The sequence below is a fragment of the Polaribacter sejongensis genome (assembly GCF_038024065.1).
GTDB classification, from domain to species: Bacteria; Bacteroidota; Bacteroidia; order Flavobacteriales; family Flavobacteriaceae; genus Polaribacter; species Polaribacter sejongensis.
The window spans coordinates 780,480-807,081 of record NZ_CP150667.1 but is presented as its reverse complement, the minus strand read 5'-3'; the positions used below and the strand labels follow the sequence as shown (position 1 = coordinate 807,081).

General features: G+C 30.5%; 20 protein-coding genes and 1 other RNA gene. 13 read left to right on the top strand and 8 right to left on the bottom strand.

What is annotated here, in order from left to right; all coding sequences use genetic code 11:
- Positions 1–121: 121 nt before the first annotated feature.
- The 6 genes from rnpB to WHD08_RS03075 all read left to right on the top strand — a co-directional run bounded on the left by rnpB (position 122) and on the right by WHD08_RS03075 (position 8,636).
- Positions 122–424: RNase P RNA component class A (rnpB, locus tag WHD08_RS03100), an RNA gene on the top strand.
- A 234-nt stretch (positions 425–658) separates the two neighbouring features.
- Positions 659–3,436 carry a bifunctional aconitate hydratase 2/2-methylisocitrate dehydratase gene (locus tag WHD08_RS03095; RefSeq protein WP_208889266.1) on the top strand — a complete coding sequence of 926 codons (2,778 nt, stop codon included), beginning with the start codon at positions 659–661 and terminating at the stop codon, positions 3,434–3,436.
- A gap of 444 nt (positions 3,437–3,880) precedes the next feature.
- Complete coding sequence (locus WHD08_RS03090) at positions 3,881–6,148, top strand: aconitate hydratase (RefSeq protein ID WP_208889267.1); 2,268 nt, start codon at positions 3,881–3,883, stop codon at positions 6,146–6,148.
- A gap of 64 nt (positions 6,149–6,212) precedes the next feature.
- On the top strand, positions 6,213–6,908 hold the full coding sequence (locus tag WHD08_RS03085; protein WP_208889268.1) for a peptidoglycan DD-metalloendopeptidase family protein: 696 nt from the start codon (positions 6,213–6,215) through the stop codon (positions 6,906–6,908).
- Between the two features lie 69 nt (positions 6,909–6,977).
- Positions 6,978–7,649 carry a Crp/Fnr family transcriptional regulator gene (locus WHD08_RS03080; protein WP_208889269.1) on the top strand — a complete coding sequence of 224 codons (672 nt, stop codon included), beginning with the start codon at positions 6,978–6,980 and terminating at the stop codon, positions 7,647–7,649.
- 75 nt (positions 7,650–7,724) lie between these two features.
- The gene (locus WHD08_RS03075) at positions 7,725–8,636 is read left to right on the top strand and encodes an anti-sigma factor (protein WP_208889270.1); all 912 of its coding nucleotides are present in this window, start codon (positions 7,725–7,727) and stop codon (positions 8,634–8,636) included.
- Positions 8,637–8,753: 117 nt separating this feature from the next.
- Here WHD08_RS03075 and WHD08_RS03070 read toward each other — a convergent pair whose 3' ends face one another.
- The 3 genes from WHD08_RS03070 to WHD08_RS03060 form a co-directional block, all read right to left on the bottom strand.
- The gene (locus WHD08_RS03070; RefSeq protein WP_208889271.1) at positions 8,754–9,935 is read right to left on the bottom strand and encodes an aspartate aminotransferase family protein; all 1,182 of its coding nucleotides are present in this window, start codon (positions 9,933–9,935) and stop codon (positions 8,754–8,756) included.
- Positions 9,936–9,937: 2 nt separating this feature from the next.
- Positions 9,938–11,581, bottom strand: a complete 1,644-nt coding sequence (locus tag WHD08_RS03065) for an OstA-like protein (RefSeq protein WP_208889272.1) — start codon at positions 11,579–11,581, stop codon at positions 9,938–9,940.
- 78 nt (positions 11,582–11,659) lie between these two features.
- Complete coding sequence (locus tag WHD08_RS03060; RefSeq protein ID WP_165734053.1) at positions 11,660–12,373, bottom strand: DUF542 domain-containing protein; 714 nt, start codon at positions 12,371–12,373, stop codon at positions 11,660–11,662.
- Between the two features lie 269 nt (positions 12,374–12,642).
- On the opposite strand from WHD08_RS03060, the gene WHD08_RS03055 reads away from it, so the two are divergent.
- Positions 12,643–14,079: a pyridoxal phosphate-dependent decarboxylase family protein gene (locus WHD08_RS03055; RefSeq protein ID WP_165734055.1), complete on the top strand. Its 1,437-nt coding sequence runs from the start codon at positions 12,643–12,645 to the stop codon at positions 14,077–14,079.
- On the opposite strand, the gene WHD08_RS03050 is transcribed toward WHD08_RS03055, so the two are convergent.
- Together WHD08_RS03050 and WHD08_RS03045 are read right to left on the bottom strand one after the other, a co-directional pair.
- Positions 14,048–15,268, bottom strand: coding sequence for a hypothetical protein (locus tag WHD08_RS03050; RefSeq protein WP_208889273.1), 1,221 nt, complete (start codon positions 15,266–15,268; stop codon positions 14,048–14,050). The genes WHD08_RS03055 and WHD08_RS03050 overlap by 32 nt on opposite strands.
- A gap of 2 nt (positions 15,269–15,270) precedes the next feature.
- On the bottom strand, positions 15,271–15,705 hold the full coding sequence (locus WHD08_RS03045) for an RrF2 family transcriptional regulator (protein ID WP_208889274.1): 435 nt from the start codon (positions 15,703–15,705) through the stop codon (positions 15,271–15,273).
- 145 nt (positions 15,706–15,850) lie between these two features.
- Here WHD08_RS03045 and nirK point away from each other — a divergent pair, with 145 nt between their 5' ends.
- From nirK to WHD08_RS03015, 6 genes are all read left to right on the top strand, one after another.
- Entirely contained in the window at positions 15,851–17,302 is a 1,452-nt protein-coding gene (gene nirK, locus WHD08_RS03040; protein ID WP_208889275.1) for a copper-containing nitrite reductase, read from the top strand.
- A gap of 94 nt (positions 17,303–17,396) precedes the next feature.
- On the top strand, positions 17,397–18,095 hold the full coding sequence (locus WHD08_RS03035; RefSeq protein ID WP_306772169.1) for a formylglycine-generating enzyme family protein: 699 nt from the start codon (positions 17,397–17,399) through the stop codon (positions 18,093–18,095).
- Positions 18,096–18,099: 4 nt separating this feature from the next.
- Positions 18,100–18,816: an SCO family protein gene (locus WHD08_RS03030; RefSeq protein ID WP_165734065.1), complete on the top strand. Its 717-nt coding sequence runs from the start codon at positions 18,100–18,102 to the stop codon at positions 18,814–18,816.
- A 1-nt stretch (position 18,817) separates the two neighbouring features.
- A complete protein-coding gene (ric, locus tag WHD08_RS03025) occupies positions 18,818–19,540 on the top strand; it encodes an iron-sulfur cluster repair di-iron protein (protein WP_165734066.1) in 723 nt (240 codons plus the stop codon).
- Between the two features lie 156 nt (positions 19,541–19,696).
- Positions 19,697–21,493 carry a hypothetical protein gene (locus WHD08_RS03020; protein WP_208889276.1) on the top strand — a complete coding sequence of 599 codons (1,797 nt, stop codon included), beginning with the start codon at positions 19,697–19,699 and terminating at the stop codon, positions 21,491–21,493.
- A 323-nt stretch (positions 21,494–21,816) separates the two neighbouring features.
- On the top strand, positions 21,817–22,323 hold the full coding sequence (locus WHD08_RS03015) for a c-type cytochrome (protein WP_208889278.1): 507 nt from the start codon (positions 21,817–21,819) through the stop codon (positions 22,321–22,323).
- Positions 22,324–22,431: 108 nt separating this feature from the next.
- Here WHD08_RS03015 and WHD08_RS03010 read toward each other — a convergent pair whose 3' ends face one another.
- The 3 genes from WHD08_RS03010 to WHD08_RS03000 form a co-directional block, all read right to left on the bottom strand.
- On the bottom strand, positions 22,432–23,712 hold the full coding sequence (locus tag WHD08_RS03010; RefSeq protein WP_165734069.1) for an adenylosuccinate synthase: 1,281 nt from the start codon (positions 23,710–23,712) through the stop codon (positions 22,432–22,434).
- A 41-nt stretch (positions 23,713–23,753) separates the two neighbouring features.
- Complete coding sequence (locus WHD08_RS03005) at positions 23,754–24,203, bottom strand: Fur family transcriptional regulator (RefSeq protein WP_165734070.1); 450 nt, start codon at positions 24,201–24,203, stop codon at positions 23,754–23,756.
- 73 nt (positions 24,204–24,276) lie between these two features.
- The gene (locus WHD08_RS03000; protein ID WP_208889279.1) at positions 24,277–26,496 is read right to left on the bottom strand and encodes a RelA/SpoT family protein; all 2,220 of its coding nucleotides are present in this window, start codon (positions 26,494–26,496) and stop codon (positions 24,277–24,279) included.
- Between the last annotated feature and the right edge of the window lie 106 nt (positions 26,497–26,602).

The window sequence follows — 26,602 nt, the reverse complement described above, 5'->3', positions numbered from 1 at the left end:
TACATTTGTAGTGTTGCTGATTTTATCGGCAACACTTTTTCTTTTTCATAGCAATTTTTCCCACTCATTTATGAGTGGGTTTTTTTTATGACTAAAGATAAATTTATACTATAATATAGAAATTGCAGACTTATCTTATCGTCTTGTTTTTACAAGTAGGAAAGTCCGGACACCAAAGAGTATCATAGCGGATAACATCCGTCCAGCGAGAGCTGAGGACCAGTGCAACAGAAAGAATGTACAGTTAGGCTGTAGTGAAACCAGGTAAACTCTATGAGGTGCAATGCCATGTAAATTAGAGCTTGAGAGCTACTCGCTCGATTCTAAAGGGTAGGCAGATAGAAGTTACGAGTAATTGTAACTCTAGATAAATGATAAGAACCTTTTTAAGGTACAGGATTCGGCTTATTAGTCTGCATTTTCTATATAATTATTAAAACTTCAAAATAAATCAACAAACAATCCTTTTTGTTGATTTAAAATCAGTGTTTTACCGAATAACTTTTTTTTATTCATTAATTTACGCAATCTATTATTTATCTTTTAATTTTAATATAAAAAATGTAAGTTTGTCATACTAAAATAAATAAATAATTTTACAGTTTGTCTTTTCGTTTATAAGAATTAAAAAGGCCTACAGTAACTAAAGATTTCTTTCATGAGTATTTATAAAGACTACCTTAAGCAGATAGAAGAACGTAAAGAACAGGGTCTTCATCCACAACCAATTGATGGTGCAGAATTACTAAGCAAAATCATTGAACAAATTAAAGATTTAGAAAACGAGTACAGAGAAGAATCTTTGAACTTTTTTATATATAATGTTTTACCAGGAACTACAAGTGCTGCTGGTGTGAAAGCTAAATTTTTAAAAGAGATTATTTTAGGTGAATCAATCGTAAAAGAAATTACAACTTCTTCTGCTTTTGAGCAATTATCACATATGAAAGGTGGACCATCTGTAAAAGTGCTATTAGATTTAGCCTTAGGATCAGATGCTGACATTGCAAAACAAGCAGCAGATGTATTAAAAACACAAGTTTTTCTTTACGAAGCAGATACGACTCGTTTAGAAGAGGCATTTAATAACGGTAATAAAATTGCCATAGATATTATTAAAAGTTACGCTAAAGCGGAATTTTTCACAAAATTACCAGAAATAGATGAAAAAATTGATGTAGTAACATTTATCGCTGGAGTAGGTGATATTTCTACAGATTTATTATCTCCAGGTGGTGATGCTCACTCTCGTTCAGATAGAGAATTACACGGTCAGTGTTTATTTGAGCACAATAAAGAACAACAAGCAGAATTAAAAGCAGTACAAGCACAGCACCCAGATAAAAGAGTGATGTTAATTGCAGAAAAAGGAACAATGGGAGTTGGTTCTTCTAGAATGTCTGGTGTAAATAACGTGGCTTTATGGACAGGAATTAAATCGAGTCCTTATGTACCATTTATTAATATTGCGCCGGTAATTGCTGGTACAAACGGAATTTCACCTATTTTCTTAACAACTGTTGGTGTAACTGGTGGTATTGGTTTAGACCTTAAAAACTGGGTACAACAAAAAGATGCGGAAGGAAACACAATTCGTGATGAAAACGGAGATCCAGTATTAAAAGAAGAGTATTCTGTTGCAACAGGTACTGTACTTACTATTAATACAAAAGAGAAAAAATTATATAACGGAGATAAAGAGTTAAAAGATATTTCTGCAGCATTTACACCACAAAAAATGGAGTTTATGAAAGCAGGTGGTTCTTACGCTGTTGTTTTCGGTAAAAAATTACAAACATTTGCTTCTAAGGTTTTAAATATTGATGTTGTGCCAGTATATGCGCCATCAAAAGAAGTTACTATTGAAGGACAAGGATTAACTGCTGTTGAAAAAATATTCAATAAAAATGCTGTTGGTACAACTCCAGGGGCTGTTTTACATGCAGGTTCAGATGTTCGTGTAGAAGTTAATATTGTAGGATCTCAAGATACTACAGGTTTAATGACTTCTCAAGAATTAGAGATGATGGCTGCTACAGTGATTTCTCCAATTGTAGATGGAGCTTACCAATCTGGTTGTCATACAGCTTCAGTTTGGGATGATAAATCTAAAGCGAATATTCCAAGATTAATGAGCTTTATGAACGACTTTGGTTTAATTACTGGTCGTGATCCTAAAGGGAAATATTTCCCAATGACGGATGTGATTCATAAAGTATTAAACGATCTTACAGTAGGAGATTGGGACATTATTATTGGTGGAGATTCTCACACACGTATGTCTAAAGGTGTTGCTTTTGGAGCAGATTCTGGAACCGTAGCCTTAGCATTAGCTACAGGTGAGGCTTCTATGCCAATTCCAGAATCAGTAAAAGTTACTTTTAAAGGACAAATGAAATCTTATATGGATTTCCGTGATGTAGTACACGCTACACAATCTCAAATGTTAAAGCAATTTGGTGGAGAAAACGTTTTCCAAGGTAGAATCATTGAGGTTCATATTGGTACATTGACTTCAGATGAAGCATTTACATTTACAGATTGGACTGCAGAGATGAAAGCAAAAGCGTCTATCTGTATTTCAGAAGATGATACTTTAATTGAATCTTTAGAGATTGCAAAAGGTCGTATCCAAATCATGATTGATAAAGGAATGGACAATGCAGGTCAAGTTCTTAAAGGTTTAGTGGAAAAAGCAGAAAATAGAATTGTAGAACTTAAAACAGGAATTAAACCTTCTTTAAGACCAGATGCAAATGCGAAGTATCATGCAGAAGTTGTGATCGATTTAGATGAAATCGCAGAACCAATGATTGCTGATCCAGATGTAAATAATGATGACGTTTCTAAACGTTATACGCACGATAATATTAGACCATTATCTTACTACGGAGGAACTAAAAAAGTAGATTTAGGTTTCGTAGGATCTTGTATGGTTCACAAGGGTGATATGAAAATATTAGCTCAAATGTTAAAGAATGTTGAGGCTCAATATGGTAAAGTAGAATTTAAAGCACCTTTAGTTGTTGCACCTCCAACATACAATATTGTAGATGAGTTAAAAGCAGAAGGAGATTGGGATGTTTTAGTAAAATACTCTGGTTTCGAATTTGATGATAATGCACCAAAAGGAGTAGCACGTACAGGATATGAAAATATGTTGTATTTAGAGCGTCCAGGTTGTAACTTATGTATGGGGAACCAAGAAAAAGCGGCTCCAGGAGATACAGTAATGGCAACATCTACACGTTTATTCCAAGGAAGAGTTGTTAAAGATTCTGGTGAGAAAAAAGGAGAATCTTTATTATCTTCTACACCAGTAGTTGTATTGTCTACAATTTTAGGTAGAACACCAACTATGGCAGAATATGAAGCAGCTGTAGACGGTATTGTATTAACTAAATTTAAACCATCTCAAAAACAATTAGTGAGATAATCTTAAGGTTAAAAATTATATATAAAAGTCTGAGTTTTAAACTCAGACTTTTTTTTGCTCTTAATTATCTAACATATTAATGTTTATAGACCTCACAGGTTTTAAAAACTTATGAGCTTTTAATGGTTTAATATTCGCCTTTAATAATGATAACCTATGCACGTTTTTTTGGAGGTTACCACGCCAAAAAAGGCGTCGTCGGGCTTTTCGCTACAATCTTTTTGTTCATCCTTCTCAAAAAGGATTTCCACTTCTATCCCTAACCCAAGCTATTAGCATTTTTAACAGTAATTGATAATTCTTAATAGCTATTTTGTATCAAAATTATCTATTTCACTATCAGTATTAAATCTTTTCTAAGCAAAATTGAGTTATAAAACTAGTAGATATTTTTGTACCTTAGTGTACTTATAAATTATTAACCATTAAATTATATAAAATCTTATGGCTTTTGATATTAACATGATTAAAAAAGTGTATGCTAACGTTGTAGAACGTGTAGATGCTGCTCGTAAACTTACTGGAAAACCTTTAACATTATCAGAAAAAATCTTGTATTCTCATTTATGGGATAAAACAACTGATAAAGCGTTTGTTAGAGGTAAAGATTATGTAGATTTTGCACCAGATAGAATTGCTTTACAAGATGCAACTGCACAAATGGCATTGTTGCAATTTATGCAAGCTGGTAAAAGTAAAGTTGCAGTACCTACAACAACGCATTGCGATCATTTAATACAAGCTAAGAACGGAGCAAGTATGGATTTACAATCTGCTCTAAATACAAGTAACGAAGTTTTTAACTTCTTAGAATCTGTTTCTAATAAATACGGATTAGGTTTTTGGAAACCAGGTGCAGGAATTATTCACCAAGTAGTTTTAGAAAATTATGCATTTCCTGGAGGAATGATGATTGGTACAGATTCTCACACAGTTAATGCTGGTGGACTAGGAATGGTTGCTATTGGTGTTGGTGGTGCAGATGCTGTAGATGTGATGGCGGGTATGGCTTGGGAATTAAAATTTCCTAAATTAATAGGAGTGAAGTTAACTGGTAAATTATCTGGTTGGACTGCACCAAAAGATGTTATTTTAAAAGTAGCAGGTATTGTTTCTGCAAAAGGAGGAACAGGAGCTATTGTAGAATATTTTGGTGAAGGAGCTACCTCTATGTCTTGTACAGGTAAAGGTACTATTTGTAACATGGGTGCAGAAATAGGAGCAACTACTTCTACTTTTGGATACGACGAATCTATGGAACGTTATTTACGTGCTACAGACAGAAGTGATGTTGCTGATGCAGCTAATGAAGTAAAAGACTATTTAACAGGTGATGCAGAAGTGTATGCAAACCCAGAAGAATATTTTGACCAAGTTATAGAAATTAATTTGTCTGAATTAGGACCATTATTAAACGGACCTTTTACGCCAGATTTATCTACAAAAGTAGGAACTGATATGGCAAAGGCTGCTAATGACAATGATTGGCCATTAAAAGTAGAATGGGGATTAATTGGTTCTTGTACAAACTCTTCGTACGAAGATTTATCTAGAGCTTCTTCAATTGCACAACAAGCAATTGATAAAGGCATAAAAATGAAATCTGAATTAGGGATAAACCCAGGTTCTGAGCAAGTTCGTTTTACGGCTGCTCGTGATGGAATTATTCAAATTTTTGAAAAATTAGATGCTAAAATTTTCACCAATGCATGTGGACCATGTATCGGACAATGGGCTCGTTATGATGATCCAAAAAATGCTCCAAAAAACAGTATAGTACACTCTTTTAACAGAAACTTTGCAAAGCGTGCAGATGGGAATCCAAATACACATGCTTTTGTAGCTTCACCAGAATTAACAGCTGCAATTGCTATTGCTGGTCGTTTAGACTTTAACCCAATGACAGATTCGTTAATCAACGAAAATGGAGAACAGGTAATGTTAGATGAACCAACAGGTTGGGAGTTGCCACCTAAAGGATTTGCTGTAGATGATAACGGGTATTTAGCTCCAGAAAAAGATGGAAGTCATGTTCAAATTGCTGTAAAAGATGATTCTGACAGATTACAGTTATTAGAGCCTTTTACACCTTTAGGAAATAATTTAACAGGTGTAAAATTATTAATAAAAGCATTTGGTAAATGTACTACAGATCACATTTCTATGGCGGGACCTTGGTTGCGTTATAGAGGACATTTAGATAATATTTCTAACAACTGTTTAATAGGAGCTGTAAATGCTTTTGGTATGAAAACCAATTTTGTTAAAAACCAATTAACAGGTGAGTTTGGTGGTGTACCAGATACTGCAAGAGCTTATAAAGCTGCAGGTATAAAATCTATTGTGGTTGGAGATCATAATTATGGTGAAGGTTCTTCTAGAGAGCACGCTGCAATGGAACCTAGACATTTAGGTGTTGCTGCTGTTTTAGTAAAATCTTTTGCTAGAATTCATGAAACCAACTTAAAGAAACAAGGAATGTTAGGTTTAACATTTAATGATGAAGCAGATTACGATTTAATTCAGGAAGATGATACGTTCAACTTTGTAGATTTAAATGAATTTGCACCAGATAAACCTTTAACTATAGAAGTTGTTCATGCAGATGGATCTAAAGATATGGTTGTTACAAACCATACTTATAATCAAGGTCAGATTGAATGGTATAATGAAGGTTCTGCCTTAAACTTAATTAAAAAAGAAAATGCTTAAAATTTAAGCGTTTTAAATATAAAACTCTCGGAGAAATTCGAGAGTTTTTTTGTTACCTGCAATTATGAATACAGAAAAATTTAATCATTTTCTAAACGAAATATCAAAAGAGCCTTTACAAGTAATTGATTCTAATATTTCTTTAGAAGATTATTTTCCAATAGTAATTTCATCAAAAAATAAAGAATTATTAAAATTTGATATCTCTTCTTCCAAAGCATGGGAAAAACATATCAACTTATTCTTAGAAAAGAATAAAGCTAAAATAGGTTTTGGAGGTTATTTAGAAAAAAGAAATATTTACGACAGAAGTGATTATTTTAAAAATCAATCAGAAAATAATAAAAGAAACATTCATTTAGGAATTGATTTATGGTGTAAAGAAAATACCAAAGTATTAGCGGTCTTGGATGGGGAAATCCATAGTTTTAAAAATAATAAGAATTATGGAGATTATGGTCCGACTATTATATTAAAACATCAAATTAAAAAAGAAGTATTCTATACTTTATATGGGCATTTATCCTTAAAATCCATAGAAAATATAAAAATTGGCGACACTGTTTTACAAGGGAATACTATTGGGTATTTAGGAGATTCATCTGTAAACGGAGAGTATGCACCACATTTACACTTTCAAATTATTAGAGATTTAGAAGATAATTTTGGAGATTATCCTGGAGTGTCATCCAAAGAAAATATAGCATTTTATAAAAATAATTGCCCTAATCCGAATTTATTGTTAAAAATATTGAATTAATTTAGAGAATTTTGTAAACTATTGCTGAGTTTATAGACTTATCAATAACCAAAACTAAAATTATTTAATATGAAGAACTTATGGTTTTTTGATAACGTAAATTTATTTAATCTTCTTTGTCCGCATAAATTTAAAGAATATAAAAAGTGTCACTCTTTTGATGCTTATAAGAAAAGTGATTACATCTACTTTGAAGAAGACTCTGCCAGTAAAGTTTATCTCATAGAAAAAGGAAAAGTGAAGTTAGGATATTATACAGAAGATGGAAATGAAGTTGTAAAAGCCATTTTAACCAAAGGGGAATTGTTTGGAGAAAAAGCCATATTAGGAGAGGAAGTAAGAAATGAATTTGCGCAATCTGTAGATGCATCAACATCAATTTGTCCCATAGGAGTAGAAACCATGCACGATTTAATGCGTGATAATAAAACCTTTAGTTTAAAAATTTATAAGTTTTTAGGACTTCGTTTTAAGAAATTAGAAAGACGATTACAATTAATATTATTTAAGGATTCTAAAACAAGGTTTTTAGAATTTATGAAAGAGCTGTGTGAGGAATTTGGTCATGATTGTGAAAAAACAGGGGATAAAGTAATAGTACATCCATATACACAAAAAGATATTGCCTCTTTAATAGGTACTTCTAGATCTAATTTAAATGTACTAATGAATGAGTTAAAAGAAGCAAACATCATCAGTTTCAATAGAAAAGAGATAAGATTACTTCAAAAAATAGCATAAGTGTTAGCTAGCTAACATTTCAAGACTTGTTAAACTTATAATTTTGTCATCAACATTAACATAAATATTAATAAGATGAAAAAAATTTTAAATTTAGCATTCGCATTTGCAATTGCAACTACTTTTGTAGCTTGTAGCGACGATGACAACAACAACATTGCACCAACAACAGGAGATTTAACAGTAGACTTTACAGGTTTAGAAGTATTAGGAGCTGATTTTGTTTACGAAGGATGGTTAATAGTAAACGGAAGTCCAGTAAGTACAGGTACATTTACAAGCGTAACTTTTCCACAAACGTATACTGTTGGTATTGATGATTTACAAGCAGCAACAACATTTGTTTTATCTATTGAACCAGCAGGAGAAACAGGAGCAGAGGCTTTAGCACCAGCAGCAACGAAACTCTTAGCAGGTAACTTTTCTGGAAATACAGCAAGTGTAAATTCAGACAACATCGTGGTTGATGCTAGTGGAGAAATTAAAGATTTAGGATCTTCATGGGGAAAATACATTTTAGCAACACCTACAGATAATGATGATACTAATGAAGCAAGTGGAATTTGGTTTTTAGATAATGCTAACACTCCAGCGATTGCAGGTTTAGGTTTACCAACTTTAACTGACGGATGGAAATATGAAGGATGGGTTGTTATAGACGGAACACCAGTAAGTACAGGTACTTTTACATATGTAGATGGAGCAGATGAAAACGCGGCAACTTCACCTTATAAAGGATCAGTTGGAAACGGACCAGCTTTTCCAGGAGAAGATTATGTAACAGGATCTGCGGCAGGTGTAGATTTTCCTACAGATTTAAAAGGAAAAACAGTGGTAATTTCAGTAGAGCCTAGTCCAGATAATAGTTCTGCACCTTTTGCTTTAAAGCCTTTAGCACATGTTGTACCAGCAGATGCAATGACTTTTACAGTAATAAATATGGTAACAGGACCACTACCAATTTTATCTGGAAGTGTAACAAGATAACAGAAAAAGAATATATCTACTATTGTGTTAATGGTTGATTTATTTGAAGGGTAATTATATGTTATATAATTGCCCTTTTCTGTTTATAAAAAGTTTAGATAAATTTAAGAAAAACACCTATTCGGTTACTTCATCAATTGTTTTTAAAATGATGTTGCAACCTTTTATTATTTCTTCATCAGAAATGGTCAATGGAGGCGTAATTCTCATTGCTTTTTCTTCAAACAGTAAAAAGAAGAGAATTAATCCGTTTTCTAAACATTTCAAAATTACTTTAGCGTTTAGTTCTGCTGTTTCTAAAATGGCAGCTAACATTAATCCTTTTCCTCTAATTTCTACAATTGAAGGATGTACCAAATGTTTTCTAATCAATGCTTCTTTTCGTAAAGCTTCTTTAATAAAGTTATTCTGAGTAATTTCTGTTACAGTTGCTACAGCTGCTGCAGAAATAACAGGATGACCAGCAAAAGTAGAAATATGTCCTAATTTAGGATTGTCTTTTAATAAACTCATGTTTTCAAATGAGGAAATAAATGCACCAATTGGCATTCCACCACCTAAACCTTTCCCAGTAATTATGATATCCGGAATTACATTATAGTTTTCGAATCCCCAAAAAGTACCTGTTCTTCCAATTCCTGTTTGTATTTCATCTAAAATTAATAAAGCACCAACTTCTAAACAACGTTGTTTTACTTTCCATAAAAAATCATCTTTAGATTCAATAAAACCAGCACCACCTTGTATGGTTTCTATTATTACAGCAGCAGTTTTATTCGTAATTTTATCTATTTCACTTTCATTATTGAATTCAATAAATCTTGTTCCCGGAATTAATGGTCTAAAAGCTTGGTTCTGTTTTTCTACGCCAGAAACACTCATTGACCCCATTGTATTACCGTGATAGGAGTTTTTTGCTGCAATTATTTCAGCTCTATTAGTCGCTCTTTTGGCTAATTTTAAAGCACCTTCCGTAGCTTCTGTTCCGGAGTTTGTAATATAAACGGCGTTTAGATTCTCTGGAGAATTTTGTGCTAATAATTTACACAATGCTACTTGCGGTTGTTGTATAAACTCACCATAAACCATAACATGCGCATACGCATCTAGTTGATTTTTTATGGCGTCTGTAACTTTAGGATGATTATGGCCTAAACTGTTTGCAGAAACCCCTGCTACAAAGTCTAAATAAGCTTTACCAGAAGTATCATAAATATAACTTCCTTTTGCCTTAGAAATTTCTATTGCAAGTGGGTGAGGAGTTGTTTGTGCTTGGTATTTAAAAAAATCTTTTTTCAAGCTTATTGTTTTTTAGGAGAAATATCTGACTTTAGTAATTTAATTTCTTCTTTCTCTTTCGTAATCTTTTTAGGATTAAGAAGGTCAGAAATATTATCGACTTTATCTTCTGTTTTAGAGGGGATTGTATCTTTATTGTCTTTTATAAAAATGTCTTCCATCTTTTTAGGTTGTTCATCTTCACGCCAAATAAAACCTTTTAACTGTCTAACATCATCTGGCAATTTAGAAGGAGGGTAGGTATTACCATCAGATTTTTTTAAATACTTTATAGTTTCAATCTGTCCACTGTCTAAGGTGAATTCTATATTACTAGATATTTCTTTTGTAATGGTTTCTAACACATTTGTCTCTTCATTTCTATTGAAATAAACAGATTCAGCATTTCCTTTTACTAAAAGTAAGTGCAATTTATTTTCCCTAAACTTCCCAAACATATTTCTACCTTTTATTTGGTTAAAGTCTTTGTTAGAAACGGAATCTTTAGAAACTATAAACGAGTTGTTTAAAACTTTTAGCGAGTCTAATTTTTCTGTTTCTACATTAGAAATTAAGTGAATGGTATCTCCAGTAATCTGATTTTGATCTGACCAAATTACAGGGTTTTTAAACATTTTTGTCAAACCTGTTTCTTGGTTTGTATGTATGGAGTCACATTTTCCTTGTAAATCCGATTTAAAAATTTTTACATTATGATACGTTCTTACAACCCTTTTATCCGGTTTACCGGTAACTAAAAGAGTATCTCCATGAATAAACATAGAATCTTTATCAATAATAGAAATGGCAACAGCTTTTTTAATAATGTATAGCGAATCTTTTAATTCAAATATTTCTGCGTAATTTCCTTTGGTTATAAAGTTTTGAACGGTATCTATTACCTGAATATTATTCGTTGCAGAAGCAAACCCTTTTCTCTTATCATAATACAAACTATCTCCTTCTACAGTTCTTTCTTTTAAATATAGTTTGGCATTTTTAACAAAATGAGAAATATCTGTTTTGGTATTATAGAATCCTTTTTCACAATAAATTCTATTATCATTTTCTGTATTTGTAATGGTAGTTGGCCCGTATAAATAGGTTAGTCCAGAATTCGTATAATAATCTAAATGATCAGATTCTAGATGATGTTCTGGGTTTACAACGGTAACTCTTGTAGTTGCAGTAAACTTTTTATCCTCTAAATAAAAGTTTCCATTTTTACTTTTTAAGGTATTTGTTTCGTCTTTTATAGTTGCGTAACTTTTATAATACAGTTTTTGATTTAGTCTGTCAAAATGCAATGTATCTGTAGTTAAGGTCATTGTTGGGTCTTTTAAAACCACATCTCCCCAAGAAAGCGCTTGCTTAGAATTGGCATCGTAATCTACGTAACTACTGGTTTGTGTAATGGTGTCTCCTTGTTTAATTAGCACATTTCCAATAGCTTTAAAGAAGTTTTTGTCTTTATAGTACAATGCTTGTTGACTTGTTAAAATAATTCCGTCGTGAATCATTTTAACATTACCAATTAATAATGTTGCTCCAGGATATTTTTCCTCATCAGCTTCTTGCTGTTCTGCATAATATTCAATTTTTCTGTTTTCTTGCGAAAAAGAAATGGCCGATGAAATAACAAAAAGTAAAAAAAGTATTCTTTTCAAGATGATGAATTTTACGCAAAAATAATGAAAAGATAATGGCTAAGTATTAAAGAAAAGTAAAAATTAGTTGAAATAAATCTATGAAAGTATCGTTAAAGATTGTTCTAACTTTTTAGCTTTTGGAAACAATATATTATTCTCTATATGAATATGATTGTTTAATAATTCTTCAAACTGCTGCAGTTTTAAGTATAAAACTTTAAAAGAGATACATGCATTTTCTGGAATTTTATAATTATTAGTTAATTCGGCTATTTTCTTAAAGGTTTTACTCACCTTTTCATGATCATCTTCTATGATATCAATTGGTCTGTTTAAGGGAGAATTACTTGTATCAGTCACTATTTTTTTAGTATTCGCTTCAATAAGTTTCTTTATATAAGGAAAAATAATGCGTTCTTCATTTTTCATATGTTCAAGAATATTATCTGCAACTTTTAATATTAACAGATTAATTTCTATGAGTTCTTCATATTCTTCATCATAAATTGCTGCTACTTTTTCTCCATATTCTTTTAGTAACAATATATTTTCTTCTTTATATTCATGTTGAATATTCACTAAAAAGTCAATTAAAAAATCTAATTTCCAAGAATTATAATCTTTTAAATAGTAAACCTTATCATTTACCGCCTTTAAATCTTTTAGAATGTGTTTTAAATTGGTGTTTTTTTCTTCACAAGCCTGACTAAGTAACATGTTTCCATGAATACTAAAGTCTATTTTATATTTTTTAAAAACGGAGGCAGTATTTATGTTCTCAATAACTATTGTTGCAACACTTTTATTCATTAGATCCTTCACAATAATAGGCTTTGAATTCTTAACAAATATGATCTTATTATTAGGGATAAAAAATGACTTTTGTCACTTTTTTACATAATTATAGATATTTGTATTAAAACGATATCATTTTCGGATAAGTACATGTTAAATGATGAATAAAAATCATTTATTCATAACGTTAAAATGAAGTTTTTTGAACATACTATTGAGATAAAACAACTTTTACCTTCAATAAAAGTTTAAGATGATGTAATTTGCGCTAAAATTATTTTAGAATGAAATCACCTTTTTATTTAACAAAAGAAGAAATGAAATCTTATGGTTATAAGATTGTAGATATTATAGTAGACCATTACAAAGAAGAAGAGAAGAAAAAGCCCGTAATTAAGGCTTCTAGAGAAGAAATGGACTCATTATTTTTAAGTGAAGCTCCAGATGATGCTACTGATGCAAATGAGGTATTAGATTTTGTGGTGAACAATGTGCTGCCAAATAGTAATATATCTACGCATCCGAAATCTTTTTCTTTTGTACCTGGGCCAAGTAACTTTATTAGTACTATGGCAGATTCTTTAGCAACAGGTTTTAATATTTTTTCTGGTGGATGGATTGTTTCTCCTGCAGCTGCAGAGCTAGAAATTGTTACATTAAATTGGTTGCTAAAAATGTTTCACTTCCCTGTTACTAAAGGAGGTGGGATTTTTACAAGTGGTGGTTCTATGGCTAATTTAACAGCTTTAACTACTGCAAGAAGAGTAAAATGTGGTGATGATTTCTCTAAAGGTATTATCTATTTATCAGACCAAGCACATTCTTCTAATATTAAGGCAATTCAGGTTTTAGGTTTTAAAAAGGAGCAAATTAAAATAATCCCGACAGATTCTGAATTTAAGTTTAGCATGAACAAACTTAAAAATGAAATAGCAAGAGATCAGTTAGAAGGTAAAAAACCATTTTGCATTATTGCATCCGCAGGTACTACCAATACTGGTACTGTAGATCCTTTAGACGATTTAGCAGACATCTGTGAAAAAGAAAATCTTTGGTTTCATATAGATGGTGCTTATGGTGCCGCTGCAATTTTATCTAAAAAAGGAAGTAGAATTTTACGCGGAATAGAACGTGCAGATTCTTTAACTGTGGATCCTCATAAATGGTTTTTTCAACCCTATGAGATTGGTTGTTTACTAGTAAAAGATGCCTCTTGGCTAAGTAATACATTTAGTGAAAAACCTGAGTATTTAAGGGATATTGAAGGAAATGAATCTGAAATTAATTTTTATGATTACGGAATTCAATTAACAAGAAGGTTTAGAGCTTTAAAGTTTTACATGTCTATAAAAACGTATGGTTTAAATGCATTTAAGAAAGCCATTACTTATAATATAGATTTAGCTGATAAAACTGAAGATATTCTAAGAAAAAGTAAAAACTGGGAAATTGTTTCTCCGGCTACTTTGGCAATTATTAATTTTAGATACAATCCGTTAAATAAAGATTTAACAGAAGAAGAAGTAGATACATTAAACCAAGAAATTTCTACGAGAGTTGTAGATTCTAGAGAAGCCTTTTTAGTAACCACTGTTTTACAAAACCAAGTAGTTATTAGAATGTGTTTAATAAACCCAAAAACAACTTTAAAGCATGTTACAGACACTTTAGACCAGTGTGAAGGATTTGCTAAACAGATTCTTTTAGATTGGAAAAAGTAGGTTTTATATTGGTAATAAATATTCCCAAAACACCAATTGGCATCAATACAGAAACTAGTACTAATATTGTATAATAATTATTGATAATAGATAATTGCTGCCAATTGCAAAACCCCTTATAAAATATTAAAATTTCAGAAAAAAGAAAACCTATTAAGTAAATGCTTATCCAAACTTTGGGTAATTTTAATAGTTTGTTTTGATGTAAAAAAAACAAGATACTCAAACTTGTAACCCCTAAAAAAACGAGGTGTAAATACCCTATTACAAAGTCTTTAATTTGATAAGATAAATCTACAAAATAAGGGATTACTGTTATAGATTGCATTAAAGTTTTTAGAGTAAAAAACACCAAAACAAAGCTGATTAGATTAAAGAAAAAACGAGGTGTTTTCTGTTTTAAAACAAACTTATGACTCTTTATTATTTGATATAAATACCTTAAAGCAAAGAGTTGGGTAACTACGCCTAATAATGCTGGTATATAAATAGTTATATGTGGTTTAATCCATAAAAAAGATAGCGGTAAAGTTAGTACACATCCCCATAACATCAATTTATAAAAGGAAGCAACTCTTTTCTTAGAAATAACACAACGATGCTTTTCTAAAAGTGAAAAAAACAATCCTAATAAACAGCATATAAACCATCCATTATATTGAAAATGTAAATAGAAATAAATTGCATTTTTATACCAATGAGATGTACTACCTAAAGTGTTCATAATAATCCCTAAAGACCAAGGGCCAATACTAGAAATGATCATAAAAATTAGAGAGGTATTTATAAATTTTAAGGCATAACTGTCTTTCTCTAAATGGTTATTTTTTCTAAAAAAAGCATAAAACCAATAGGAACAAATTATAAATAAGGTAGAAAAAATAATAGAAAATAAAGCATACCCAGTTATTGGAAAACTAATAAGCATTCCTACAATTGTAACCTGAGTGCACAAAAATAGTGTTGTATATTTTCTTTTAGCTTCCTCATTTATATACAAGTAAAATAGTAAGCTAGTTAATCCTATATATACCCAACCTAAAAGTGCTACATGAGAGTGGGTGTGTACAAAAAATTTATAATCAATATTTATATCAATAATAGGAAAAAGACGTAATAGAATACCTAAAGAAGAAGCTATTAAAAAATACAAAAGTGCCACAAAACTTTGTGTTTTGGCTTTTATCATTATTATAACGTATTTATAATATTATTATTTTTCACATATTCCATAGACATTTCTAAGATGGTTTTCTTTTTTAATTTAGAAATTAATTTGTCTTTAAATGGTGCATATAAATGATGAACAACACAAGGATTCTCCGAACTACATTCTGCTTGTCCTAAATAACATTCATTAAATTTTTCTACTCCATCAATACAATCGATAATATCAAATAAGGAGTTTTTTTCATTAGCTTCTGTTAAATAAAACCCTCCATGAGGACCTTTTACAGAGCTTATGATATTTTTTTTAGTTAATTCTTGTAAAGTTTTAGCTAAAAAAGGAGCTGGCATCATTAAATCATTCGCAACCTTTTTAGAGCCAATTTTATTGTCTACACTCGCTTTTTCTGTAAGATATAGTACTGCTCTAATGGCATATTTACTTGAATTTGATAACATTTTATTTTTTTTGTAAAAATATAAAGATAAAACTATCTTTTAGTATGATAAATATCATTTATTTTTTTAATCAAGATTAATAATTTTGCTTTATAATAAAAGATTAAAGAGTCTTTTATTACAACTAAACCTAAAAATCAAAAAAATGAAATTATTAAAAGCAGTGTGCATACTATTTGCAGGAAGTTTACTATTAGTTAACTGTAAGAGTGAACCAAAACAAGAACTAGCTAAAGCAGATAGTTCTACCATTTATATAAAAGGTACTATGGAAGCAGAATTGACTTCTCCACCTTTTGTGCCAGCTCCAATAGGAAATAGAACGGCAAAAAAATTATTGGTGAATATGGAAATTCTAGAAAAAGAAGGAACCATGACAGATGGAGTACAATATGTTTATTGGACTTTTGGAGGTACAGTACCTGGTAGTTTTATAAGAACTAGAGTAGGAGATGAAATAGAGTTTACTTTATCTAATCACCCAGACAATAAACTCCCTCATAATATAGACATGCATGCAGTAACGGGCCCTGGTGGTGGAGCAGAATCTTCATTTGTAGCACCAGGACATGAAAAAACGTTTTCATTTAAAGCTCTAAATCCTGGTTTATTTGTGTATCACTGTGCTACAGCACCAGTTGGAATGCACATTGCAAACGGAATGTATGGTTTAATTTTAGTAGAACCAGAAGGAGGATTGCCTAAAGTAGATAAAGAATATTACATTATGCAAGGAGATTTTTATACAAAAGGAGCTACTGATGAAAAAGGGTTACAACCTTTTGATATGACAAAAGCAATTAAAGAAGATGCAGATTATGTTGTTTTTAACGGTAAGGTTGGAGCATTAACTGGTGATAATGCTATTACTGCAAATGTTGGTGAAACGGTTCGTCTGTTTGTTGGTAACGGTGGTCCAAACTTAACTTCATCTTTTCATGTTATTGGAGAAATTTTTGATAATGTGCATGTAGAAGGAGGAGATTTAATTAATACCAACGTACAAACAACATCTATTCCTGCGGGTGGTGCAGCAATTGTAGATTTTAAAGTAGAAGTTCCTGGAACGTTTATTTTGGTTGATCATGCAATTTTTAGAGCTTTTAATAAGGGAGCATTAGGAATGTTGAAAGTATCTGGTGAAGAAAATAAAAAATTATATTCTGGAGTAAAACAAGAAGGAATTTATCACCCAGAAGGGGGGACAATTCAAACCATGCCAGTAGATAAAAATAAAAAAGAAGTTGCTGTTACTACAGAAAAACCTTTAGCTAAAAAAATAGTAGATGGTAAGCAAATTTATATGACCACTTGTTTTGCATGTCACCAAGCAGAAGGACAAGGAATACCAAATGCATTTCCTCCTTTGGCAAAATCAGATTATTTAAATGCAGATGTTAATAGAGCAATTGGTATTGTTTTGCATGGTAAAACAGGAGAAATTACTGTTAATGGAAATAAATATAATAGTGTAATGACAAGACAAACACTAACGGAAGGAGAAGTTGCAGATGTTATGACTTATGTATATAATTCTTGGGGGAATAACAAAACCAATGTTACCATTAAGAATGTACAAGATGTAAAAAATAATTAATAATAATTTCAATTCAAATTCTATGAAAACTGTTTTAAGATTGACAATTTGTTTAATCCTCCTAAATATAGCTAATGCAAGCTGTCAATCTAAAATGGTAGCAATTAAAGGAGGAGCATATATCCCTTTATATGGTAGAGATTCTATGAAAGTTGAAATAGATAACTTTTTAATGGATGTATATCCGGTTACAAATAAAGACTATGTGGCTTTTGTAAAAAAGTATCCAAAATGGCAGAAAAGTAAAGTGATAAAATTATTTGCAGATGCAAGCTATTTACGTGATTGGAAATCGGATACTCTTTTAGGAGAAAATAAAAAAGAAAATTCTCCAATTACCCAAGTGTCTTGGTTTGCAGCAAAAGAGTATTGTGAATGTCAGGGAAAAAGATTGCCGACTGTAGATGAATGGGAATATGTAGCCATGGCAAATAAAAAAATGCCAGATGCTAGAAAACAAAAAGAGTACAATGCTTTTATTTTAAGCTGGTACGAAAAACCAAAGACCTTCAATCAAACTATTGGGTCTACCTTTAAAAATTATTGGGAGGTATATGACTTGCATGGCTTAGTTTGGGAATGGACTTCAGATTTTAATTCGGTATTAATTACGGGTGAATCTAGAAAAGATGTAGATACAGATAGCAATTTGTTTTGTGGAAGTGCAGCAATAAATGCGACAGATTTAATGAATTATGCAGCTTTTATGAGATATGCCATTAGAGGAAGTTTAAAAGCAAAATATACCATGAAAAACCTAGGTTTTAGATGTGTAAAAGATGATAAAAAATAGCAATATGAAAACACTTAAATATCTTATAGTATTAATTATTACAGTTACTTCATTAAGTTCTTGTAATACGTCTACTTCTAAAGAAAATAGTAAGGTAGCGTACCAATGTCCTATGAAATGTGAAGGAGATAAAGTTTATTTAGAACAAGGCGCTTGTCCTGTTTGCAAAATGGATTTAAAACCAACCTCTAAAATGGTGAAAAAAGTTTTGTCCACTATGATTTCTGATGAATCTATTTTTAACTTAACTTCTAAATGGAATAACCAAGATAATAAGGAAATTGAGTTAAAAGAGTTAAAAGGTAAAACTTTGGTAATGGTAATGATTTATACAACGTGTAAAGCTGCTTGCCCAAGGTTAACAGCAGATATGAGAAATATAAATGCTAAAATTCCAAACGAATTAAAAGAAGATGTTCAGTTTGTTTTGGTAAGCATAGATCCAGAAAATGACACACCAGAAAAGCTAAAAGCGTTTGCCGAAGAAAATTTTCTTACAGAAGACCAATGGACTTTATTACAAGGTACAGAAAGTGGTGTAAGAGAGTTTGCAAATGTCCTAGCCGTAAAATACAAACAAATTTCTCCGTTAGATTTTTCTCACTCTAATATTATAAGTGTTTTTAATCCGGGTGGAGAATTGGTACATCAACAAGAAGGTTTAGGTGTAGATAATAAAGAAACAATTACAAAGATTATAGAAACTATTAAAACATATTAAAATGAATATAACAAAAGATAATACAGTAGCAGAAGTAGTAACTTACAATATTAAGACAGCAGATGTGTTTAAAAAACACGGAATAGATTTCTGTTGTGGAGGAGGAATTTCTATAGAAAAAGCATGTAAAAAGCACAATGTTTCCTTTGAAGAAATGGAGCAAGAACTATTAAATATTAACAACCCAATCTCTAATGCTTATAATTATGATAGCTGGAAGCTAGATTTTCTGGTAGATCATATTATAAACATTCACCATGCTTATGTAGAAGAAAATACACCTATAGTATTGCAATATGCAGCTAAAGTTGCAAAAGTTCATGGGCATCACTATACAGAGGTTGTAGAAATTAACAGACTTTTTAATATGGTTGCACAAGAATTAGCGGCTCATTTAAAAAAGGAGGAACTTATTTTATTCCCTTTTATTAAAAAGTTAGTAAATGCAGATAAAGAAGGTGTAAAAGTAAATCAACCTCATTTTGGAACCGTAAACAATCCAATAGCAATGATGGAAGATGAACATGAAAGTGCAGGTGATATCTTAAAAGAAATTAAACAACTTTCTAATAATTACACACCACCAGAAGGAGCTTGTAATACGTTTAAAGCGTTGTATGCTAAGTTAGATGAGTTTGAGCAGGACTTACATCAACATATACATTTAGAAAATAATATTTTGTTTCCTAAAGCCATTCTTTTAGAGAAAAAAAATAAACAATAAGAATATTTCATTTTTAAGAGACAGTGTAAAAAACTGAGTGTTATTTATTTAATGCTTAGTTTTTTTTATTTCTGATGATATTAATCATGTTTTCTAAAGACAGATAAATATAAATTGCAAGCTTAATTAAATTTAGTTAAACATTTAAATTAAACAATGAAAAACTCACATTCATTTCACATTCCTGTTATGGGAATTGGTTTTACTATAGACTCTCCTTTAAAAGTAGCACAATTTGGTATTGATTCTGTTATTTCTTTAGTGGATGATATTTTAGTAGAAAAAATGCGAAAAATTTACAGCGAAAAATTTGAAATACCATATAAAGAAATTTCAGATAAAGTTGATGATTTTAGAGCAAAGAGAATTACCTCTTATTTAGACTTATTACACGACCAAACAGAAGAAAAGTTCAATCAATTAAAAAATATTACTTCAGAAAAAAGTAAAGCATTAATGGATTATATTCACATGTTACCAGAATATTCTTCATTAAGAAAAGAGTTTTTAAAATTGACTGAGGAAGGAGTCGATTTTTCTAAAATGAAAGATTGGGCAAATAAGAATTTATCAATGGGTAGTATTGATGTTAATATTATGACCAAAATTGATAAAGGAAACTATCTAGATAAAGAGTTGTTACCAATAGAATACAACGATGCACATGCTGCGTTAAGAGGGTATTCTAATAGTAAATTATCTTCTTCTTTAATTCTTTCTGCAGGTATGAATCCTAGATTGTATACTTACATGAGTAATTTTGATGATTTTTTTCCAGATGTAAACGGAAACATTAAAAAGAAAATTATTTTAAAAGTAAGCGATTATAGATCTGCTTTTATTCAAGGAAAGTTCCTAGCTAAAAAAGGATTATGGGTTTCTGAATATAGAGTAGAATCTGGATTAAATTGTGGTGGACATGCTTTTGCAACTGATGGTTTTTTAATGGGACCAGTTCTAAAGGAATTTAAAGAAAATAAGGAGACTTTAATAAGTCAAACGCAAGAATTAATGCAGCAAGCCTTAAAAGATGCAGACCGTATAATTCCTGCCAAAGATTTAGAACTTAAAATAACAACGCAAGGTGGTGTTGGTACTGGTGAAGAGCATTCTTTTTTATTAGAAGAATATCAATTAGATTCTGTAGGGTGGGGAAGTCCATTTTTATTGGTTCCGGAAGCAACAAGTGTCGATGAGAAAACGGTAGCACAATTAGCAGAAGCCAAAGAACAAGATTTATATTTAAGTAACAGTTCTCCTTTAGGAGTTCCTTTTAACACTTTAAAAGGAAATACAAAAGATGTGCAAAGACAAATACTTATCGATAAAGGAAGACCTGGTACTTCTTGTCCGAATAAATTTATCGCTTTAAATCATGAATTTAAAGATACAGGTTTGTGTACCGCATCTAGAGAGTATCAGCATTTAAAACTGAAAGAAATAGATGCTTTAGAAATTTCATCAGAAGAAAAAGAAGAAAGAGTAAATAAAGTCACCGAAAAATCTTGTATTTGTGTTGGTTTAGGTACATCAACTTTACTTTTAAATAATATAAGTACAAAGAAAGTAGGAGACGGAGTTTCTGTTTGTCCTGGACCTAATATGGCATATTATGATAAAATAATGAGTTTGTGTGATATTACAGACCATATTTATGGTAGAAAAAATATGCTGACTAGAACAGATAGACCAAATGTTTTTGTAAAAGAATTATCTCTTTATATTACTCATTTACAGGATAAAGTAAATGAAGCAAAAGCTACAATTGATAAAAAACAATTGAGAACTTTAACTAAGTTTAAAAAGAATTTAGAAGCTGGAATTGAGTATTATAATGAATTATTTTTAGCGAAAAAGGATGCTTTTAAAAATAGTAAAGAAGCACTTTTAAATTCCCTTAAAATAGAACAAGAAAAACTTGTTTTAATAGGTCTAGAAATAGAGAATCTATAAGGAATAATATACAGTATGAAAAGCCTCTTTTTAATATTAAAAGAGGCTTTTTTTATGTTTATAAACAAAGGTGTTATCATTATTTGTAATTGAAATACTTACATATATAGCTTATTATTAAAGGATTATGCAGTACTTGTTTTAAGGTAATTACTGTTTTTATAAAAGAGAAAAAAGTCTTTTAAATGTGATAATAGTCATGTTTTTTAGCTGTTTACTTTTTTAAATTTGTTAGGAATAATACAAGTCAACTAGCAGTAAAAAGTATTATAAAAACTAGTATCGATAGAAAAAATAACAATTAACCTTTAAATAAAACAAAAATGAAATTAAGAAATTTAATCGCCTTATTTGCTGTACTATTATTAATTAGTTGTGGAAAAGAAGAAAAAAAGAAATCTACAAATGACATGCCTACTAAAAAAGCAGCTGTTAAAAAAGCTCCTGAAAAAGAGAAAAAAACGAAAGTTGTAAAAAAAGAAGAGATAGCTATAGATTTAAATAACAAAGGAATTGGTCCTGTAAAGTCTGTAACCTTAGATAAGAACATTAATAAAAATATGGTTGCAGATGGTAAATTATTATTTAAAAACAAATGTTCATCTTGTCATAAAGTAAATAGAAAATTTATAGGCCCAAGTATGGAAGGAGTTACAGCCAGACGTTCTCCTGAATGGATAATGAATATGATTTTAAATCCTGAAGAAATGGTTAAAAAGGATCCAATTGCAATGGCTTTATTAGTTCAATTTAAAGGATCTCCAATGGCTAATCAACATTTAACAGAAGAAGAAAGTAGAGCTGTTTTAGAGTATTTTAGAACTTTATAACCTTTGTTAATCTTACTCAAGATAAATTATTATAACACCATAAATAATAAAAGCATCTTTCAAATAAATGAAAGATGCTTTTTAAGTTTATAGAATAAAAATTTTCTCTTAAGAAATTTCTCTAGTAATTGTTTGTTTTCTATCTGGTCCAACAGAAACGATAGATACAGGAACTCCAGTTTCTTTTTCAATAAAAGCAACATAGTCCATTAAATTCTTTGGTAATTGATCTGCAGAAGTCATTTTAGTTAAATCTTCATCCCAACCTTTAAACTCAGAATAGTTTACAGAAACATTTTCTGGTTCTATGTTGTATGGTAAATGACTAATTTCTTCTCCTTTATAGTTATAAGAAGTACACACTTTTAAAGTATCAAATCCAGATAAAACATCACCTTTCATCATCATTAATTGTGTAACACCATTAACGTCTACAGCATATTTTAAGGCTACTAAATCTAACCAACCACAACGTCTTGCTCTACCTGTTGTTGCTCCAAATTCATGACCAATTCTTGCCATGTCTTCACCATCTTTATCAAATAATTCAGTTGGAAAAGGTCCAGAACCAACACGAGTAGTATATGCTTTAAAGATTCCAAAAACTTCACCAATTCTATTTGGCGCAACTCCTAAACCAGTACAAGCACCTGCTGCAGTAGTGTTAGAAGAAGTAACAAAAGGATATGTACCAAAGTCAATATCTAATAAAGAACCTTGCGCTCCTTCTGCTAAAATTGTTTTTTTGTCTTTTATAGCTTGGTTTAAAAACTCTTCACTATCAATAAAAGCTAAAGTTCTTAATTTATCTATTCCTTTAATAAATTCTGCTTCTAATTCTTTTAAATCGTATTCTACCTGAACATCAAAGAATTCTAGCATTTTAATGTGCTTTTCTGTTAAAGCATCATACTTTTCTTTCCAGTTGTCTAACTCTAAGTCTCCAACTCTCATTCCGTTTCTACCGGTTTTGTCCATATACGTTGGACCAATACCTTTTAATGTAGAACCAATTTTAGCTTTTCCTTTAGAAGTTTCTGAAGCTGCATCTAATAATCTGTGTGTAGGTAAGATTAAGTGCGCTTTTCTAGAAATTAACAATTTAGAAGTATAATCTATATTGTGTTTGTCTAGATTTTCTAATTCTTTTTTAAAGATTACAGGGTCAATTACAACACCATTTCCAACAACGTTTAAAGCTGTTTTATGGAAAATTCCAGAAGGAATTGTGTGTAAAACATGTTTATGTCCATCAAAAATTAAAGTGTGTCCTGCATTTGGTCCACCTTGAAAACGTGCAATGATATCATAGTTTCTTGTAAGTACGTCTACAATTTTACCTTTTCCTTCATCTCCCCATTGTAATCCTAGTAATAAATCTACAGCCATTATAGTTGTGTTAATTGTTGTTTATTTTGTTATGTTGTTAATTAAGATTTGTTCTTTTTTGTTCCATAAAAATAAAGTGAATGATTATGAATATCAATATCAAAAACTTCTTCTATGGTTTTTTTTATAATCTGAATTCGTGGATCACAAAATTCTTTTACTTCTCCAGAATCTGTAAAAATAACGTGGTCATGATTTTTGTCGAAATAACTTTTTTCATAACGCGCCATCGATTGTCCATCAAACTGATGTTTTCTAACCAAACCGCAATCTAAAAGCAAGTCTATGGTATTATAAAGTGTAGCTCTACTAACTCTATAATTTTTATTTTTCATTTTTATATATAAAGATTCTATATCAAAATGCTCTTCAGCCGCATATATTTCTTGGAGAATAGCATAGCGTTCTGGAGTTTTTCTATGCTTATTTTCGCCTAAGTATGTGGTGAAAACTTTTTTTACTACTTCTTGATTTTCAAGAGAACTACTCATTTAGATTGATTTTTTACAAAAAGCAAATTTACAGTTATTTCTTAATTAAATACGACTTTTAATCAATTGATATTTATAAAGTATTAACACGATCTACTTTTTTAACTCCTTCTATTTTAAGAAGTTTTTTTATCAATTTATCTAGTTGTGAAATATTCTTTACACTTATAGATATTTTACCTTCAAATACACCTTCATCTCCTTTAATATTAATGCTATTAATAAATACGCCCATGTTACCAGAAATGGTACGGGTTACATCATTTGCCATACCTTGGTTGTCTACACCAGAAATGTGTAAAATCACCTTAAAGTCTTGTTTTGTAGAATCGATCCATTTTGCAGGCATAATTCTATAGGCATAATTAGATTGTAAAGAAATAGCATTTGGGCAGTTCATTTTATGAACTTTAAGACCATCATTAATAGTTAAAAAACCAAAAACTTTATCTCCGGGAATGGGATTACAACATTTAGAAAGTTTATAATCTAGTTTTTGCTCGTCTTTACCAAAAACTAAAGCATCAAATTTACTAGATACTTCTTCTGTTTCTACGTATTCTTTTTCTGGAGTATTTCTTCTTAATTTAGATTTAAAGAAATTAAATAATTTACTATTTCTCTGAGATACAAAAGCTTTTAACTGTGTATTGTCTATAGCACCATTACCAATTCTAAAAAATAAATCGAAACTTGTTTTTAATTTAAAATAATTAACCAGTTCATTGGTCGTTTTATCATTAAAAGTAATTTTTAAATGACGTAGTTTACGTATTAATATTGCTTTTCCTTCGTCTGCAATTAATTTTTCTTCTTCATTTAAAGCGGCTCTAATTCTTGCTTTTGCTCTTGCTGTAATTACAAAATCTAACCATCTAGCATTTGGCTTGTTAGATGAACTGGTAATTACTTCTATTTGGTCTCCACTTTTTAATTGGTGACTTAAAGGCAATAATTTTCCATTAACTTTTGCCCCTCTACATTTTAAACCAACATCTGTGTGTATCGAAAAAGCAAAGTCTAAAGCAGTTGCATTTTTTGGAAGCGATTTTAAATCACCTTTAGGTGTAAAAACATATATTTCTTTAGAATATAGATTCAGTTTAAAATTTTCTACAAAATCAACAGCATTTAGAGTCTGTGTTTCTAAGGTTTCCTTTAATTTATTTAACCAATCATCTAATCCGTTGTCTTTAGTTGCACCTTGTTTGTATTTAAAATGTGCAGCATATCCTTTCTCTGCAATTTCATTCATTCTATTAGAACGAATTTGTACTTCTACCCACTGAGAATCTGGTCCTACAACCGTAATATGTAGGGCTTCATACCCTGTAGATTTTGGTTGAGAAATCCAATCTCTTAAACGAGTTGGGTTGGGTTTAAAGTAATCGGTTACAATGGTGTATATTTTCCAAGCATCAAACTTATCATCATTAGAATTTGGATTGTAAATAATTCTAATGGCATATTTGTCATAAACCTCATCAAAAGTTACATTTTGATTGATCATTTTTCTACGAATAGAATAAATAGATTTAAAACGTCCTTTTATTTCGTAATCGAAGTTTTCTTTATCTAAGCCAGATTTTAAAGTCTCTTCAAATCGCTGTAAATATTTTTTCTGATCTTCTTTACTTTCTTTTATTTTTCCAAGAATACCAAAATAAGCTTCTGGTTCTGTATATTTTAAACCAAGATCTTCTAACTCTGTTTTTATATTATACAAACCTAATCTATGGGCTAAGGGCGCATAAATATATAAAGTTTCCGATGCAATTTTAACCTGTTTATGACCAGGCATTGCGTCCATAGTTTGCATGTTGTGTAATCTATCTGCAATTTTTATTAAAATTACTCTAACATCATCATTTAATGTTAAAAGCATTTTTCTAAAATTCTCAGCTTGTATAGAAGCATCTTGCTCTTTGTTTAAACGAGATATTTTAGTTAATCCGTTTACAATTTTAGCAATAGTTTCACCAAAAAGGTTTTCCATGTCTTCTAACGTGTATTCTGTATCCTCTACAACATCGTGTAGAAGAGCAGAAGCTATAGAAACTGCATCTAAACCTATTTCATAAGCAACAATTTTTGCAACTGCAATGGGATGATAAATATAAGGTTCACCAGTTTTTCTGCGTTGATCAGAATGAGCATCTACAGCAATGTCAAATGCTTTTCTTATGAGTTCCTTATCTTCTTTAGACATAATCTCATACGTACCCTTTAGCAAATCTTTATATCGTTTTGCTATTTCCTTATTTTCCTCTTCTATGGTTGCGGTGTATTCCAAATGCGTTATTTTATTACTAGGGGTTAACTCAAAGTGAAATTAAGAATAAGTATTTTAACATACAAGTATTTCGTTTTCTAAATGTATTTATTTCTTATTTTTGTAA